Origin of the sequence: Tenacibaculum profundi (assembly GCF_052050075.1) — a bacterium.
GTDB lineage: Bacteria > Bacteroidota > Bacteroidia > Flavobacteriales > Flavobacteriaceae > Polaribacter.
Window position 1 is genome coordinate 1,968,400 of the sequence record NZ_CP197225.1, and the last position, 17,840, is coordinate 1,986,239.

A 17,840-nucleotide genomic window follows, 5' to 3' on the forward strand; every position below is an offset into this window, starting at 1 on the left:
CTTTACTTATTAATGCTTTTCAACTACGTTAATCTCAACGGCTCCAGTAGAAGCTAATAGCGATGTTAACTCATCTTCGTTATTATTTACTGCAATTTCCATTAAAAAATGATCATCAGTTGTCCTTGGATCTGGATTTTCAGCATCTTTAAAAGGCCATAATTTACTTCTCATATAAAAAGTTATAACCATGAGATGTGCCGCAAAGAACACTGTTAATTCAAATAATATAGGTACAAATGCAGGCATATTTTCTATCCATGAAAAACTTGGTTTTCCGCCAATATCTTGTGGCCAATCAGCAATCATGGTATACCAGGTAAGCCATATGGCAACACTGGTACCTGTAATTCCGTATAGAAAAGCTGTTATTGCTAACCGAGTTGGAGCTAACCCCATTGCTTTATCTAAACCGTGAACTGGAAAAGGTGTAAAGACCTCTTCAATATGATGATGCGCTGCTTTCACCTTCTTAACAGCATCCATTAAGATATCATCATCATTATATAATGCGTGAATTACTTTACTAGTGCTCATTGTTCTTCTCTCTTATTTTTTTAAAATTCTCTCCAGATGATTTCAAAATTGTTTTTACTTCTGCCGTAGGAATTACGGGAAAAGTTCTTGCGTATAACAAGAATAAAACACCAAAGAAACCAATTGTTCCTATAAAGATACCTACGTCAACGAAAGTAGGCTCGAAACGCCACCACGTAGATGGTAACTGTCCTTTACTTAATACAATTGCAATAATATCAAATCTTTCGAACCACATTCCAATATTAATTGCAATTGAAACCAAGAATGAAACGATAAAACTTCTTCTAAGCTTCTTAATCCATAGAATTTGCGGTATAATGATATTAAAAATCATTAACGACCAAAACGCCCATCCGTATGCACCCGCCTCTGCTCCGAAAGACAAATAGGTATAATTTTCGTACGGTGAACCTGTATACCAAGCAATGAAAAACTCGGTAGCATATGCAACAGCAACTATTCCTCCTGTTAATATAATTACAATATTCATATATTCAACATGAAGACGTGTTATATATGCCTCTAAATTAGTTACCTTACGCATAACCCCTAAAAGGGTTTGAACCATTGCAAATCCTGAAAAAATTGCACCTGCAACAAAATAAGGCGGAAAGATAGTAGAGTGCCATCCTGGATTAACGGATGTTGCGAAATCAAAAGATACGATCGTATGTACTGAAAGTACTAAAGGAGTTGCTAAACCTGCTAACACCAACGATACCTCTTCAAAACGTTGCCAATCTTTGGCCCTACCTGACCATCCGAATGATAATAATGCGTAAATTTTCTTTTGGAAAGGCTTTACAGCTCTATCACGAATGGTTGCGAAATCAGGTAATAAACCTGTCCACCAGAATACTAGTGAAACAGATAAATACGTAGAGATCGCAAATACATCCCATAATAAAGGCGAGTTAAAATTTACCCATAACGAACCGAATTGGTTAGGAATTGGTAATACCCAGTAACCATTCCAAGGACGTCCCATATGAATAATTGGGAATAAACCTGCCTGAAATACTGCGAAAATTGTCATGGCCTCCGCTGAACGGTTAATTGCCATTCTCCATTTTTGACGGAATAGCAATAATACGGCAGAAATTAGAGTACCAGCGTGACCGATACCTACCCACCATACAAAGTTGGTAATATCCCAAGCCCAACCGATGTTTTTACTTAATCCCCAAACACCTATTCCTGTTCCAACGGTGTAAAAGATACATCCAAATCCCCATAACATACCTGCCAGGGAAATATAGAATGCGATATACCAATTCTTGTTTGCCTTACCTTCAATAGGCCTAGCAATATCCTCAGTAATGTCATGGTAACTCTTATTACCTAAGACAAGAGGTTCTCTATAAGATGATTCGTAATGAGACGACATAATCTATATAATTGTTTATTTTATTATTAAGCTTCGTTTGTATTTCTTACTTTCACTTGATACACTACATTCGGTTTTGTTCCAATATAGTCTAATACATGGAAAGCTCTCTTATCTTCAACTAACGGTGTTACTGGATCCTCTGGATTATTTACATCTCCAAATACCATGGCACCAGAGGAACATGCTGCAGAACAAGCACAAGCATCATTAAACTCATCTTTTCTTACAGTTCTACCTTCTTTTTTAGCTTTTAAAATTACCGCTTGAGTTGATTGAATACAGAAAGAACATTTTTCCATAACACCTCTTGAGCGAACTACAACATCTGGATTTAACACCATCTTTCCATACTCATTGTTCATATTGAAATCAAACTCATCGTTGTTTGCATAATTGAACCAATTGAAGCGACGTACTCTGTAAGGGCAGTTATTTGCACAATAACGAGTACCCACACAACGGTTATATGCCATTTGGTTTTGACCTTGACGACCGTGAGAAGTTGCAGCAACAGGACACACCGTTTCACATGGTGCATGATTACAATGCTGACACATCATTGGCTGGAAAGATACCTGAGGATTCTCAGCTGGATTTTCCAATGCGTCAAATAAGTCTCCTTTGCTTAGCTTTAATACTTTTTCAGTATAGAGCCTTTCAACTTCTTGATTTGCAACATTAGGATTTTGAACTTTAAACTCTTCGAGAGTCATTTCAGCTTGCTCCTTATCATATTGTTTATCTTGAACGGTTGAAGAATAATAACGGTCAATACGTAACCAAGCCATATCTCTACCGACTCTTAATTCATCTTTACCCACAACAGGAACGTTGTTTTCAGCGTGACAAGCTACAACACATGCCCCACAACCTGTACATGATGTAAGGTCAATAGACAACTTAAAATGATGCCCTAATTCTCTATCATGATCATCCCACAAATCAATCGTACTCCCTTCAACTTCCTGATGATCATAAGACACCATGAAAGGTTTATTCCATGTATGTTTTGGATCTAAATTCTTGTCATTTACTTCTTTTAATGAAGCTTCTCTTAAAATATCATGACGTCCAGCTAATGTACTTTGAACTTGCATGCAAGCAAACTTATGCCACCCTGCTGCCTTTTCGATTGTTACATTATACTGTACATTATTTCCATCTTTATAGAAAGGATAAGCATTTACACCTACCTGCATCTCATCTTTCATCCCGTGTTTTCTACCATACCCTAGAGCAAGCCCAAATGAACCTTTTGCTTGACCTGGCTGTAAAATAACTGGAATATTATTAATTGTTACCCCATTTACAGTAACATTCGCATAGTTTCCGTCAATGGCTCCATTATCTTTAACAGGGTTTTCAAAACCAAGTTCTTTTGCATCAGCTAAAGAAACAGTTAAGTAATTATCCCAAGAAGCTCTTGTAATAGGATCAGGTAATTCTTGAAGCCAAGGGTTGTTCGCTTGTTTACCATCGCCTAATGCGGTAGAACTAAATAAGTTTAATTCGTATTGAGAAGGCTTCGTTGCTTTTAGTAAATTAGATACAACGACAGCTATATCAACCGAAGTCTCAAAGTTTTCTGTTTCCTCAGCATCTAACTCATTCACATTGAAATACCCATCATGCAATGCTTGATTCCATGATCTACCGTTTAATATATTGGTTGACCAAAATTCTTTTAATGAATCGTAATAGTTTACTTTGCTACCTGACCAATTTAGTAAAACATCTTGAACTTGACGTGTATTAAATAATGGTTGGATTGTAGGCTGAACTAACCCATAATTTCCTTTAGTTAACTGAACATCACCCCAAGACTCTAAGTAGTGTGGCGTAGGTAAACTATATTGAGCTAAAGCAGAAGTATCATCATTTTGAGTAGATAAAGCTACTGATAATTTCAACTTCTTAACTCCTTCAACAAAGCCAGCAGCATTTACGTGGGAGTAGGCAGGGTTTACATTGTAAGTAATTAAACCTGAAACCTTACCAGCACTCATATCAGCTACTAATTGGGCAACTTGAGCGTCATTACCCTGTCTTGTATATAACGGGTTTTGAACATCAAGAACCTCACTATTTAAAGCCTTGTTAATAGCTAAAGCAACAATTTGAGCGTTCTTATCATTTAAACCTGTAACAACAACACCTTTCGATTTTGCTTTCTTTAATGCAACAGCTAACTTCTTCACCTCAGTATCAGCTGGAGTAGCTTTCGAAGGCAAGTTCTCTCCAGTTACTTCGTTGTATAGATTAATTAATGCAAACACCTGATCAGATGGTTTTATTACCACTCGTTTATCAGCATTTGCACCAGTTAATGAAAGGTTACTTTCGAATTGAACATGATAAGACATTTTACCTGTGTTCACTCTTCTTCCATCTAAATAACTCTTTTCAAAACCTCCATGCCAATCTCCCAGGAAATCAGCTCCTACAGAAGCAATTACATCTGCTTTTGAAAAATCATAATTAGGCAACGCTCTTTTACCGTAAACCGCTTCAAATGCTTCTAATGCTCCATCCTCAGAAATTGCATCATAAACTACGTGCTTAACATTTGGATAAGCTGAAATAAAATCAGCGATTACTTTTTCTGTTGAAGGACTTGCCAAAGTACCTGTTAATAAAACAACATGCTCGTTGGCATCCCTTAACTTTGTAAGTTTTTCTACAATTTCTTTATCTAAATCATTCCAGGTGATATTTGCTTCACCTTTCTTTGGTTCTTTTAAACGTAACTTTTCGTCATATAATGATAATACAGAGGCGACAGTTCTTGCATTAATATCAGCACCTGCCTCTTTATTTGGCATAACCAAAATTGGTCTACCTTCTCTAGTTTTAACTAAAACGTTTGCAAAATCAAATCCGTCTGCCATGGTAGTTGCATACCAGTCTGCTATTCCAACTACTACATCATTAGGTTGTACTACATAAGGAATTGATTTTCTAACCGGACCTTCGCAAGCTGCTAACGATGCAGCCGCGGTTGTAAATCCGACATATTTTAAGAAATCTCTACGTGAAGTTGATGAAGTTTCTAATGTTTCTTTATCCGATAAAAACTCATCAGTAGGTATTTCTTGAACGAACTCTTTATTACGTAGCGTTTCAACAATAGAACTATCATTTAGTTCCTCAACACTTTGCCAGTATTTTTTGTTTGAAGCCATTTATATACGTGTTTTTCTGCTTTCTAATTGATTAATAGTGGCACTTACCACACTCTTTTCCACCTAACTGAGCAATAGTCACTTGCTCTACTCCATACTTCTCTGCTAAATCCTTATGGATTTTAGCATAGTATTCATTACCCTTTAAGTCTACTTTTGTCTCCTTATGACAATCAATACACCATCCCATTGTTAGTGGTGAATACTGATACATCTCATCCATTTCTTCAACTGGTCCATGACATTTTTGACACTTAACTCCCGCGACAGTGACATGCTGTGAGTGATTGAAATACGCAAAATCAGGCAAATTATGTATTCTCACCCATTTAATGGGTTTTGTTTTTCCTGTATATTCCAACTTCTCTGAATCCCATCCTACAGCATCATATACTTTAGCGATCTCTTTATCCAACTCTCTCTTTCCGAGTGTTATGTCGTTGTAAGCGACTTTAGTCCCTTCTGCCACCTCTGCAATGTTTTTATGACAGTTCATACAAATATTCCCTGATGGAATCCCTGAATGCTTACTGTGCTTTGCAGCTGAATGACAGTACTGACAATCTATTTTATTTTCTCCTGCGTGAATTTTATGTGAAAAGGCAATAGGCTGAACAGGCATATAACCCGTTTCTACTCCAATTTTAAACAAGGTTCCAAACAAAACATAAGCAGTCATTAAAGCACCAAAAATTACAAACATTACATGAAGAAATGTGTTTTTCTTTATCCCAACCCACAATTCAGCTGCCTGACCAAGTAAACCTGGTGTTTTAGGGGCTCCTTTCAACTCACTGATCGTTTTCAAAAGACTTCCTATTATCAGGAACGCAACAACAATTGCTGCAGCCAATATATTTATAAGCCATTTGGGACCACCTCCACTACCATCTTTTCCAGAAACCTCTGGATTTTCTGAAGCCACAACGGGTTTCGGATCACCAACAGTCGTATAGTAAAGAATATCGTCAATATTTTTATCTGTCAACTGAGGGAATGCAGTCATATTCGACCCGTTATATTCCTCATAAATAGCGATTGCTTCTTTATCTCCAGAAGCTCTCAACTCAGCATTATTACGAATCCATTTTTTCAACCAATCGTTTTCTCTTCTTTCTTCAACCTTACCAAGTGCAGGCCCTACAAGCTTTTTATTCAACTTATGGCAAGAAGCACAAAGAGACTTAAATAATTTTTTCCCTTCTTTTTGCCGAGCCACATCAATTTCCTGTGAGTAAACTGAAAAACTAACTAAAAAAACTAAAAAGAAAGCTAACCCTTGTAAGAGTGTTCGAGTTAATTTACTGTGATGATTCACACTTTTCATACTATAAAATATAAGTTTTGTATCGATTTTGGTACAATTCTTTCTGCAAACTACACAAAAAACAAGGAATACAGAAAGTTGGACAAAAGTACTACTTATCTATAAAATGTGAAATATTAGGAGATTTGTAATTGTTAATTTATATCAATTCTAAATAAATTAGAACTACAATCTTTTTCTTTACAACTCGTTATTTTTGCAAAAAGATCTGGTAAACATATGAAAATCATGAAAGCAATATTCCTCTTAATAATTATGGCTTTAGGTACGATCGTTGCAAGTGCCCAAGAGATGTATAATAATAAGCCTGCTATTCAAAAAATGATAGAAAAAAAAAGAGAATACAATAAAACACACAAAAAAGGATACCTAATACAGCTGTATAATGGGCTCGAAAACATTGCTAAAAACACTAGAAAACGATTTAAAGAGGAGTTTCCTGAAATCCCAACAGAACTTGAATACAAAGCACCAGAATGGAAAGTTCAAGTTGGGAATTACAAAACTCGACTTGATGCCGATAGAGCTCTCAACAAAATAAGAGAAAAATTTTCAGGGGCAATTGTAATCCCCATGTAAAAAAAGATTATACACACTTCTTTTCTATGTCTGTTGATTAGGCTCTTTTTCTTGATCAACATTTATTATAGATGGAAAAATAATTGAGGCTATACTCTTTACAGGTTCATACAAGATAGATTTTTCTAAACTTTCTTGTTTCACAAAAGGAATAAAATTGTTCATTTTTCCAAAAAAAATAAAAGCAACACTTAGTATTAAACTTACCTTTAAAAAACCGAATACTCCCCCCAGAATTTTATTTAAAATACCTAAAGCTGCAAAATCTGCTATTTTTGTAAATATTTTTCCCATTAAATTAATTACTATAACAATCACGATAAAGGTTCCTGCAAAAGCAACTAATGATATATATTTTTGATCCCATTGAAAATTTTTTTTCAACCACTCCCCCAAAAAATGTGAAAAATGAATACCTCCGTATACACCCGATAACAAAGCCAATAAAGAAGATACTTCTACAAAAAGCCCTCTCCACAACCCTTTAACAAATCCATATAATAAGCATACGGCAACTATAAAATCAAATGTGTTCATTTTTATTAAATTATCTTAAGATAAATTTTATCCAATACCTAATTAGCAAATATAAATAACTCATTCGTATCTTTGTAATTTTGGAGAAATGAATAAAAAAGTAGACTTAAGGGAAAAATGGGAGCTAATTATTAAAAAACTATCCTCTCAATTTGCAGATGGCGACGTATTAGATGTAGATGCAATTATATATTTAATCGGAATACAGGAACTTGGAAAAGGACGCCAAACTTTTAAGAAAGACGAAAAAATAAATTTAATGCATATAGCTATATGCAAGCTTCTAGAACCTTACGGCTACTATGAATTTGATTTTTTTGACCAAGATGGATGGCCACACTATAAAACGATAAATGAACTTCCAAACTTAAAACCCGGAGAGCAATCGGTATTAATCAAAGAAGCTATCATAAGTTATTTTCAAAATTTAGGCTTTTTCAATTAAACAGAAGATTTTGTTTCAATTATCAAACGCAATCTATTGTTATTTTGATAAACTATTATATATTTACTGAGTAATTTTATTGTTTTAAATAACAAGCCTAATAAATTATAGTTTTTGGTATGCTTCTTGAAATGTGTTTATTAGGAAATATTTTTAACCCCTTTATAATAATTTATCAAAACTCATATGATGAAAAAATTACTAAGTTTAATTCTACTAATTAATTCAATAGCTAACGCACAATTTTCAATAAAAGGAACCATGACTCCTCCTGAAGATAGTGATTGGGTAATGCTTCATAAGTTGCAGGGTGTAAAACCAAAATACATTACAAATGCAACTATCAAGTTTGACACTATTGTTATGGGAGCTCAAAAACAAGCCTTAGGAAAGTTTTCTTTTGAATTACCTAATAATGCAGAACCGGGAGTTTACAGGGCAACATATAGAACAAAAGGTTCGGGTTTTATTGACTTTATATTCAACAAAGAAAATGTTGAATTTATTTTTAACCCTAAGTATCCTGAGCAATCCATTGTGTTTAATAGTTCACGTGAAAACAAATTATACTCTCAATATCAAGAAGCTTGTGCAAAAGTTCAAAACAAAATATTTGAACATCAAATGAATTATTTGAAAGACCCTTCAAAGGATACTAAGAAAAAGTACAAAACAGAATTAAAAAACTTAAAAGATATACAAGAAAAATACGAGAATAAGTCTGAAGGAATGCTGTCTCATAACTTCATAAAAGCTTCGCAACGTTTTAACTCTTCAAATATAATTGACGAAATGCCAGACTATCTTGAAGCTACCAATGATAATTTCTTCAAATATATAGATTTTGACGATGAAGTACTTTACAACTCTGCTTTTTTAATTGATCGTGTTAACGACTTTGTCTTTTATCTTAATTCTTCTGAAGATCAAGTAACAAGACAGGAACTCCACAAAGAATCTATTGAAAAAGCACTTGGATTTATCTCTAATAAAAAAGTAAAAAAAGAGGTTATTGAGTTTTTAGCTACTAGTTTTACAGACAAAAGAAATTCTGAAATTGTAGATTGGTTATTTACTGAATTCTATGACAGATTATCAAATAGCGATGAAAAATTTAAAAGAAAGAAATTAGATCAATTAAGTGTTTCTGTTGGAAGAGAAGCTCCGGACTTTACTTGGAAAGAAGGTGAGCAAGAATACAAGCTTTCAGAATTAAGTGATGGTAGAAATTATTTATTAATTTTTTGGAGCACAGCGTGCCCACACTGTACAAGAGAAATACCAGAAGTACATAAATTCATGAAAGATTTTAGCGGTACTTCGGTAGTTAGTTTTGCTATTGAAGATAATGATACGGAGTTCAAAAAGTTTAAAGCTAAACTTGAGGGATGGCACCATGCTATCGGAACACATCCTGAATATAAGTTTGACAATGAGGTTGTTAGGAAATATAAAATTGATGCAACACCTACCTATTTTGTACTAGATCAAAATAAAAAGATTATTGCCATTCCAAATACAATTGATGATGTTCATAAATATTTTGAAAACCTATAAAAAATATTATATATAATAAAAACCTGCTTTTGCAGGTTTTTTTATTATTGAAAAAATAAAAAAGCATCTTCAATATGCTCAATTGAATAGTTATTATTGCGGTAAATTATCGCAATAACATCAAAGCGAATTTCTAGAGAAATATCATTACTTTCAACACAATTATTAATTGCTCCAACCAATAAACTTATTTTCTTCTTATTAATAAAATCTTGAGGATTCCCAAAATAATCTGACGTCCTAGTTTTCACCTCAACAACAACTAATAAATCATTTACTTGAGCGATTATATCAATCTCAGCTTTTCGAAATCGATAATTTCTAAAAAGTATTTGAAATCCTTTTTCTATTAAAAAATTACAAGCAAGCTCTTCTCCTTTTTTGCCTAATTCATAATGGTCTGCCATCTTTACTCATTTACTCAAATGATAATGTAGAAGTGTTATTTTTTCTTATATGAAGCTTAACTAATCTCCCCATTATCAATGCTCTATTATCCTTTTCATGCCCAGCGGGAAAATTAAAAAGAATAGGAATTTCTTTTGGGATAATTCGTAAAATCAATTCCTCTATTGAGCATCCCCAAGATGTTGTATTCTTTTTAATCTTAGTCATATCTCCTACTACCACTGCTTTTACTTTTGTAAAATATCCTGCTCTTTTCAAACTCTGTAACATCCTATCAATAGAATACTTATACTCCCCTATTTCTTCTATAAACAACACCTTTTCTCTTGTAGAGATTTGACTGTTTGAGCCAAGCATTGAAGCTAATATTGCTATATTACCTCCAACCAATTCACCATATATATTTCCTTCTCTATTATACTTCGAAGACGGTATCTTGTAACTCAACTTTTCTCCGAAAAGCGCCTTTTTAAATGTTGTAATTGTATGAAGTATTTCTTCTGGTTTGTCTTGCATACTTGTTCCCATCATAGCATGCAACGTTTCCACTCCTAGATTGTGAATATGATTATGAAAAGCTGTAATGTCAGAATAACCTATAATCCATTTTGGTTTTTCTTTAAATTTTGAAAAATCCAATAAGTCTAAAATTCGAACAGAACCATAACCACCTCTAGCACTCCAAACAGCTTTTATATTCGGATTATCCAAAGCTTCCTGAAAATCTTGACATCGTTCTTCATCGGTTCCTGCGAAATGATGATTCTGATTAAACATATTTTTTCCATATACTACTTTTAACCCCCAACTCTCAGCTAACTTTTTCGCTTTATCAATTACATGCTTTCTGTTCTTAAGAATTCCTGCTGGTGCCACTATTGCAATCGTATCTCCTTTCTGTAAGGTTGGAGGTGTAATTAATTTTTTAGCTTCCGCTTGACTGTAAACCATGATATTTATACCTATTAAGAATAAAGTGATTATTTTCTTTCTCATTATGACATATGTTTAGACAATAATAGTACTTTTTTTGTGTAACCAGCATTTTTATTACACCATACATTTTTATCAAAAATCTCCTTTAGAAGCAAAGCTTTCGGTATGTTAAATCCAAATTCATTATGAAGCCCTTCAAGGTTTTCGAAAGGTAAACACCAAATATTTTTATGTGTCCAATCAATCTCATCACATAAAAACGAAACTATTACTATTCCCATTCCTCTGTATTGATCATCAACAAAAATTCCGTCTAGCTCACAATTCTCTTCATCTAGTTTAAAGAAGCGGCCTAAACCAAATTTTTGATTATTAAATTCAGCAACTACAATAAATTCATTCGAAAACTCAGATTTTTTAAACCCTATTTTCTCGTAACATGAATTTAACCATATTACTTCATCCTCTTTGGTTTTTCTTACTCTAATATCGCTCATTATTATATAGAATCGACATCCATCGTTTTATTAATCAGATTGAAGTAATTATAAATTCTTAGCTTCAAGTAAATGTATCTAATTTTGAGCAGTCTAAAAAATAGCTTTTTTGTATTTTTACCCTTTAATTTTTAGCGTAACATTCATGAACAAACCAAAAAGATATACAATAACAGCAGCATTACCTTATACAAATGGTCCCATTCATATTGGACATTTAGCAGGTGTTTATGTACCAGCAGATATTTATGCACGTTTTTTACGAGGTACTGGTAAAGATGTAGCTTATATATGTGGCTCAGATGAACATGGGGTGGCAATTCCTATGCGCGCTAAAAAAGAAGGAGTTTCACCACAAGATATTATCGATAAATACCATAGTATTATTAAAAATTCTTTTGTTGACTTCGGAATTTCTTTTGATAATTACTCTCGTACTTCTGCTGAAGTTCATCATAAAACAGCGTCAGACTTTTTCCAGAAATTATATAGAGATGGAGAATTTATTGAAGAGGTAACCGAACAATTATACGATAAAGAAGCGAATCAATATTTAGCAGATAGATTTGTTATTGGTACTTGCCCGAAATGTGGTAATGAAGAAAGTTATGGAGATCAATGTGAAAAGTGTGGTACTAGCCATAATGCTACAGACTTGATAAATCCGAGATCAGCCATTACCGGAAACGTTCCAACATTAAAAGAAACAAAACACTGGTTTTTACCTTTAGATAAACATGAAGACTTTTTAAGAGAATGGATTTTAGAAGGTCATAAAAACGACTGGAAACCAAATGTGCTTGGACAAGTAAAATCATGGATTGATGACGGTTTGCGCCCACGTGCCGTAACCCGTGATTTAGATTGGGGAATTCCTGTTCCTGTTGAGGGGGCTGATGGAAAAGTATTATATGTTTGGTTTGATGCTCCTATTGGATATATTTCTTCTACGAAAGAATGGGCAGAAAGAGAAGGTAAAAATTGGGAAGATTATTGGAAGAAAAATGATACCAAATTAGTACACTTTATTGGTAAAGATAACATAGTATTCCACTGTATTATTTTCCCTGCAATGTTAAAAGCACATGGGAATTATATTTTACCGGAAAATGTACCAGCCAATGAGTTCTTAAACTTAGAAGGAAATAAATTATCTACTTCTAAAAATTGGGCTGTTTGGTTACATGAATATTTAGAAGAGTTCCCTGGGCAACAAGATGTATTACGTTATACATTAACGGCGAATGCCCCTGAAAACAAAGACAACGATTTTACTTGGAAAGATTTTCAAGCTAAGAATAATAATGAGTTAGTTGCTGTATTTGGTAACTTTATTAACCGTGTAGTTGTATTAACTAACAAATACTATAACGGACAGGTACCACCTGCTGGGAATTTTTCTGAAGCTGATACAGATGTTTTAGAGCAGTTAAAACAATTCCCTGATATAATTGCCAAATCTATTGAACGTTATCGTTTCAGAGAAGCATCTCAGGAAATGATGAATTTGGCGAGACTAGGCAATAAATATTTAGCGGACGAAGAGCCTTGGAAAGTTATTAAGGAAGATGAAGAACGAGTAAAAACAATCATGTATGTAGCACTGCAAATCGCTACTGGTTTAGCTGTTCTTTGTGAGCCATTTTTACCATTTACTTCGTCGAAGTTAAAAAACATTTTAAATATAAATACCCCTGAAGCTGACAACAAGTGGACTGACATTTCTGAGAAGGAAGTACTTTTAGATCCAAGCCATCAAATAAATAAAGGGGAGCTATTATTTACTAAAATTGAAGATAAAACAATTCAAATTCAGCTAGATAAGCTAAAAACAACAAAAAAAGCAAACGAAATGGCTAACAAAGAAGTAGAACCTCAAAAAGAAACTATTCAATTTGATGATTTTACCAAAATGGACATTCGTGTAGGTACTATTATTGAGGCCGAAAAGGTGGCTAAAACTAAAAAACTTTTAAAACTTACCGTTGATGTAGGTATCGATACTCGTACCATCGTATCAGGTATTGCTGAAAGTTTTAAACCTGAAGACATTGTAGGACAACAAGTTACCGTTCTTTGCAATTTAGCACCAAGAAAGTTACGCGGTGTTGAAAGCCAAGGAATGATTTTAATGACCGACACTCTTGAGGGAAAATTAGCATTTATGGAACCAAAAGAAAAGGTTATCAACGGATCTCAAGTGTGTTAAAAATAGCGTATCATAAAATATACAATCATCCGTTACCTGACAACCACAGGTTTCCGATGATGAAATATGATTTATTGCCTCAACAATTACTTCATGAAGGAACTTGTGTTGAGGCAAATTTCTTTACCCCAGAAATCCCAAATAACAAGCACTTTTTTACCGTTCATACCCCTGAATATTTCTTTGATTTATTAAATATTACACTATCAAAAAAGGAAGAACGCAAAATTGGTTTTCCACTTACAGAGCAACTTATAACTCGAGAAATGATTATTGCAGATGGTACTATGAAAGCCACTCATTATGCTTTGGAAAATGGGATAGCCATGAATATTGCAGGAGGAACGCATCATGCTTTTTCTGACAAAGGTGAAGGTTTCTGCTTATTGAACGATCAAGCAGTCGCCGCAAAGTATTTACAGAGACAAAAATTAGCTAACAAAGTTCTAATTGTTGATTTAGATGTACATCAAGGTAATGGTACCGCCGAAATTTTCAGTAATGACAACTCAGTATTCACCTTTTCCATGCATGGAAAAACAAATTACCCCTTCAAAAAAGAAAAATCAGACTTAGATATTTCTCTAGAGAATAACACTTCTGATGATGAATACATTTTTTTATTAAAAAAAGTACTTCCACAACTTATTAAAAATGAAAAACCTGATTTTATTTTTTATTTATCTGGAGTAGATATCTTAAAAAGTGATTCGTTAGGTAAGTTGGACATCTCTCCAGAAGGCTGTAAAGAAAGAGACATATTTGTTTTACAAACGTGTTATCAAAATAAAATACCTGTAGTCTGCTCTATGGGGGGTGGCTATTCTAAAGACTTAAAAATTATTATTGAAGCACATGCTAATACTTTTAGAGCAGCACAAGATATTTATTTTTAAATCTTCCTCAATTCTTTTACCAAGTAGCCAAAAACCAAAACATCTCTTTCAAGCTTTTATTTTATAAGTTTTCATTAACTTATTAGATAAAATTTTCAGTGTAAATCCATGGATTAATCCCTTTACTCACTCGTTTTGGTAAAAATTATTAAACAACTTCTTTCCTAAAAAGTGTAAAACACTGACAACAACTACGATAATATAAAAAAAAATAATACATTTGCAAACTATTTATATTAAATCTAAATAAATATTGCGTAAAGTTATTTTAATTTCATTTTTACTTTTATCGGGTACACTAATACAATCTCAAAATATTTTAATCAAAGGTAAGGTATTAGACATGCGCACCAAGACACCTTTACCAGGTGTAAACATTTTTGATTTTAATAAAAAAACAGGAACATACTCCAATTTTAATGGAGATTTTAAGATTAAACTCAAACCAGGAGACTCTATAGTCTTTAGTGCCATAGGTTACAAAAAGCAAATAAAAAAAGTAGTAACACCTAATATTATAATATTCTTGAAAGAGTATTCAAACACGCTTGAAGAGGTTGTTCTTAGTCCTAAAACAAATATAAATGATACAGATATTCGAAAAGCAACTGGATCTATAAATACGCTTTCTACTAGAAAAATAAAAGACAGGCCTTCAGTTAATATTTTAGAATCACTACAAGGTCAGGTGGCAGGTTTAACTATTAAATCAGATGGTGAACTAGGTAAACCTTTAAAAATAAGAATAAGAGGAACTTCAACACTCCCTATCAAAAAACCATTTAACACCTTAAGTGATGACGAAAAACAAAATATTGATAATAAAGCCAATCAACCATTATTTGTTTTGGACGGGCAAATTATAACACCTGAAGCTTTTGCCACCCTTAACATAAATGATATTCAAGAGATAAAAGTACTTAAAGATGCCGCAGCTAATGCACTATATGGAATAAAAGCTGCTAATGGCGTTATTGAAATTTCGGGTAAACGAGGTGTTAATGGTAAAACACAATTTTCATTTTCATTACAACAAGGACTAACACTAAAAGGAGTTCCAAGTGTAAAAATGATGGAAACCGACGAAAAACTTGAATTTGAGAGAATTTCAAAAAATATAAACACCCCAGGATACAATCTATCAGAAGAATATTTCAGAAGATACTTCGGTAATGCTTCTAATTTAAATCAACTTATAATTGATGGAAAAAACAAATTAGATTCGATAAAAAAAATAAATACAAACTGGTTTAATAAGCTATCAAGAATAAATACCTACCAGTCCTATAATATCAGCTCAAGAGGAGGAGATGACAAAAAAAAATTCTACATATCTGGAAACTATACAAAACAAGGTGGAAAGTTTGACGGAAATAATATTGATCGATTTACCGGAAGACTTAATTATGAATATAGTCTCTCAAAAAAGACATCGATTATTTTTAATTCTGGTTTTGGAATTTCTGAAAATAACACGTCCAATTCATCAGACTACAATCCATCTCAACTTATTTATGAATTAAACCCTTATGAACGGATTGAAAAAGGAACATTAATTTCTTTTCCTAACCGAACATTTAAAGATCTAGTAAATCAATATAATAAAAAAACAAAAGAGAATCGATTTAATTTTTCAGGTAATATATCAGCTAAACTGTCCAGAAACTTAATTCTTAATTCAATTATTGGAGCAGATTTTTTATTTCAAAGATCACTTGCGATAGTTCCTAGAGATTCATACTCTGAAACAGTATCTGGTACGTCAATAATAGAACGTGGAAAAGCAACTAAAAATCAAAACACGAATATAAATTTTAGCGCTAATACACGTGTAAATTATAATAAAAACATAAATATGCACCATTTTTCTGCTAGTGCCAATATAGACTTTTATAAAAACAATGTTGATCTTATTGGCATTAAAGGTTATGGTTTACCTAGTAAACTAAATTCAGCTGCCGGTATTAACAATGATATATCAGGGGCAAGGCGTTCGATAACGTCTTCAAAAAATATATCTACCGCACAAATTGGATTTGGTTATTCTGGACTATACAATTATAATAATATTTACGAGGTTTACGGTAGCTACAAAACTGATGGATCTTCATTAATGCCAAAAGATAAACGTTGGAACACTTTTTGGGCAACAGGGTTTGGCTACACTATTAGTAATGAAAGATTTTTAAAAAATAACAAGTATCTAAGGTATTTAAAGTTAAGAACTACCTATGGTGTAACTGCTAGTTTAGCGGGAGTCGATGCTTCTTTAACTGTGCCTACTTTTGCGTACAATACCTCTAGTTACCAAGGAATACGAGAGTTTTATTTAAAAAACCTATTCAATACCGGTCTACGCCCCGAACAAAACACCTCTATAAATATAGGCCTAGATATAGGTATTGCTAATGGCTTCAATATTTCAATTGATGCGTATAAAAGAAGAACTAAAGATATGTTATTAACAGTTCCTATTGCTCCCTCAAACGGTTTTACAACTCAGTTAAAAAATGTAGGAATAATGGATAATAAAGGAATAGAACTTTCTGTTTATACAAGCATTTTTAATAATGATAACTTTACCTGGAGTACTTCTGCAAATTTATCCTACAATAAAAATATAGTAGTAGACTTATACGAAGGTTCCGAGTTAAGTTTAAGTAATGAATATTATCCTGACTATAAAGAGGGAGAATCTGCCGATATAATATATGGATTGATAAATCTAGGAGTTTATCCAGCCGACGGTATTACCAGATATCAAGCTGCTAACGGTTCCATTCTAAATGGTGCTCTCGATAGACCCAAGCCAGAAGACTTTATCGTTTTAGGAAATAGTACTCCTCCTTATAGCGGTGGTTGGTACCATAATTTCAATTATAAAAACTGGGAGTTATCAGTAGATCTATATTATAATTTTGGTGGAATTGCAAAATATACGAACAAATCTGTAATTGAAGATGAAGAGGACGTTATAAAAAATGCTGTGGCTGGACAATTAAAAAACACCTGGTTTAAACCGGGTGATGAGAATAAAATTTATCAAGGTCTAAATAGTGTATATGGTGATGTTTACCTCAATAACTCATTTGCATCAACCAGTACTGTTGGTCAAACTGATTTTATTAGGCTAAATAACATAATGCTACGATATCAATTTGATGATGAATTTTTAAAGATAATTTCAAACAATAACATTTCAAGTTCGCAACTCTATTTGCAATTAAAAAATATAGCTACCTGGTCTAGTTTTGGAGGTGGAGACCCTGAGTCTGCAAATTTGGAAGGTTCTTCTCAACCAATTATTACAATGGGCATTAACCTATCTTTTTAACAA

Annotated in this window: 14 protein-coding genes; 6 read left to right on the forward strand and 8 right to left on the reverse strand. The window is 33.1% G+C overall.

Annotated features, from left to right (window positions below):
- Positions 1–9 precede the first annotated feature (9 nt).
- Genes ACSIGE_RS08050 through ACSIGE_RS08065 form a run of 4 tightly spaced genes read right to left on the reverse strand, consistent with a single transcriptional unit; the run spans position 10 to position 6,439 of the window.
- On the reverse strand, positions 10–537 hold the full coding sequence (locus ACSIGE_RS08050) for a DUF3341 domain-containing protein (protein ID WP_440879358.1): 528 nt from the start codon (positions 535–537) through the stop codon (positions 10–12).
- On the reverse strand, positions 527–1,927 hold the full coding sequence (nrfD, locus tag ACSIGE_RS08055) for an NrfD/PsrC family molybdoenzyme membrane anchor subunit (RefSeq protein WP_440879359.1): 1,401 nt from the start codon (positions 1,925–1,927) through the stop codon (positions 527–529). The genes ACSIGE_RS08050 and nrfD overlap by 11 nt, the downstream gene beginning before the upstream one ends.
- Before the next feature lie 26 nt (positions 1,928–1,953).
- Entirely contained in the window at positions 1,954–5,112 is a 3,159-nt protein-coding gene (locus ACSIGE_RS08060; protein WP_440879360.1) for a TAT-variant-translocated molybdopterin oxidoreductase, read from the reverse strand.
- A 31-nt stretch (positions 5,113–5,143) separates the two neighbouring features.
- The gene (locus tag ACSIGE_RS08065; protein WP_440879361.1) at positions 5,144–6,439 is read right to left on the reverse strand and encodes a c-type cytochrome; all 1,296 of its coding nucleotides are present in this window, start codon (positions 6,437–6,439) and stop codon (positions 5,144–5,146) included.
- 228 nt (positions 6,440–6,667) lie between these two features.
- On the opposite strand from ACSIGE_RS08065, the gene ACSIGE_RS08070 reads away from it, so the two are divergent.
- Positions 6,668–7,018 carry an SPOR domain-containing protein gene (locus tag ACSIGE_RS08070; RefSeq protein ID WP_440879362.1) on the forward strand — a complete coding sequence of 117 codons (351 nt, stop codon included), beginning with the start codon at positions 6,668–6,670 and terminating at the stop codon, positions 7,016–7,018.
- A 24-nt stretch (positions 7,019–7,042) separates the two neighbouring features.
- Here ACSIGE_RS08070 and ACSIGE_RS08075 read toward each other — a convergent pair whose 3' ends face one another.
- Entirely contained in the window at positions 7,043–7,555 is a 513-nt protein-coding gene (locus ACSIGE_RS08075; protein ID WP_440879363.1) for a CvpA family protein, read from the reverse strand.
- Between the two features lie 88 nt (positions 7,556–7,643).
- Here ACSIGE_RS08075 and ACSIGE_RS08080 point away from each other — a divergent pair, with 88 nt between their 5' ends.
- Positions 7,644–8,000 carry a hypothetical protein gene (locus tag ACSIGE_RS08080; protein ID WP_440879364.1) on the forward strand — a complete coding sequence of 119 codons (357 nt, stop codon included), beginning with the start codon at positions 7,644–7,646 and terminating at the stop codon, positions 7,998–8,000.
- A gap of 189 nt (positions 8,001–8,189) precedes the next feature.
- Positions 8,190–9,557, forward strand: a complete 1,368-nt coding sequence (locus ACSIGE_RS08085) for a TlpA family protein disulfide reductase (RefSeq protein WP_440879365.1) — start codon at positions 8,190–8,192, stop codon at positions 9,555–9,557.
- Between the two features lie 44 nt (positions 9,558–9,601).
- On the opposite strand, the gene ACSIGE_RS08090 is transcribed toward ACSIGE_RS08085, so the two are convergent.
- The 3 genes from ACSIGE_RS08090 to ACSIGE_RS08100 are packed head-to-tail and all read right to left on the reverse strand — an operon-like array spanning position 9,602 to position 11,398.
- Positions 9,602–9,964 (reverse strand): YraN family protein, encoded by a 363-nt coding sequence (locus ACSIGE_RS08090; protein WP_440879366.1) that lies wholly within the window; start codon positions 9,962–9,964, stop codon positions 9,602–9,604.
- Between the two features lie 10 nt (positions 9,965–9,974).
- On the reverse strand, positions 9,975–10,961 hold the full coding sequence (locus ACSIGE_RS08095; protein WP_440879367.1) for a S66 peptidase family protein: 987 nt from the start codon (positions 10,959–10,961) through the stop codon (positions 9,975–9,977).
- Complete coding sequence (locus tag ACSIGE_RS08100; RefSeq protein WP_440879368.1) at positions 10,961–11,398, reverse strand: GNAT family N-acetyltransferase; 438 nt, start codon at positions 11,396–11,398, stop codon at positions 10,961–10,963. The genes ACSIGE_RS08095 and ACSIGE_RS08100 overlap by 1 nt, the downstream gene beginning before the upstream one ends.
- 145 nt (positions 11,399–11,543) lie before the next feature.
- On the opposite strand from ACSIGE_RS08100, the gene metG reads away from it, so the two are divergent.
- The 3 genes from metG (at position 11,544) to ACSIGE_RS08115 (ending at position 17,837) form a co-directional block, all read left to right on the forward strand.
- Positions 11,544–13,607: a methionine--tRNA ligase gene (metG, locus tag ACSIGE_RS08105; RefSeq protein WP_440879369.1), complete on the forward strand. Its 2,064-nt coding sequence runs from the start codon at positions 11,544–11,546 to the stop codon at positions 13,605–13,607.
- On the forward strand, positions 13,601–14,503 hold the full coding sequence (locus ACSIGE_RS08110; RefSeq protein ID WP_440879370.1) for a histone deacetylase family protein: 903 nt from the start codon (positions 13,601–13,603) through the stop codon (positions 14,501–14,503). The genes metG and ACSIGE_RS08110 overlap by 7 nt, the downstream gene beginning before the upstream one ends.
- A 253-nt stretch (positions 14,504–14,756) precedes the next feature.
- On the forward strand, positions 14,757–17,837 hold the full coding sequence (locus ACSIGE_RS08115) for a SusC/RagA family TonB-linked outer membrane protein (protein WP_440879371.1): 3,081 nt from the start codon (positions 14,757–14,759) through the stop codon (positions 17,835–17,837).
- Positions 17,838–17,840 lie beyond the last annotated feature (3 nt).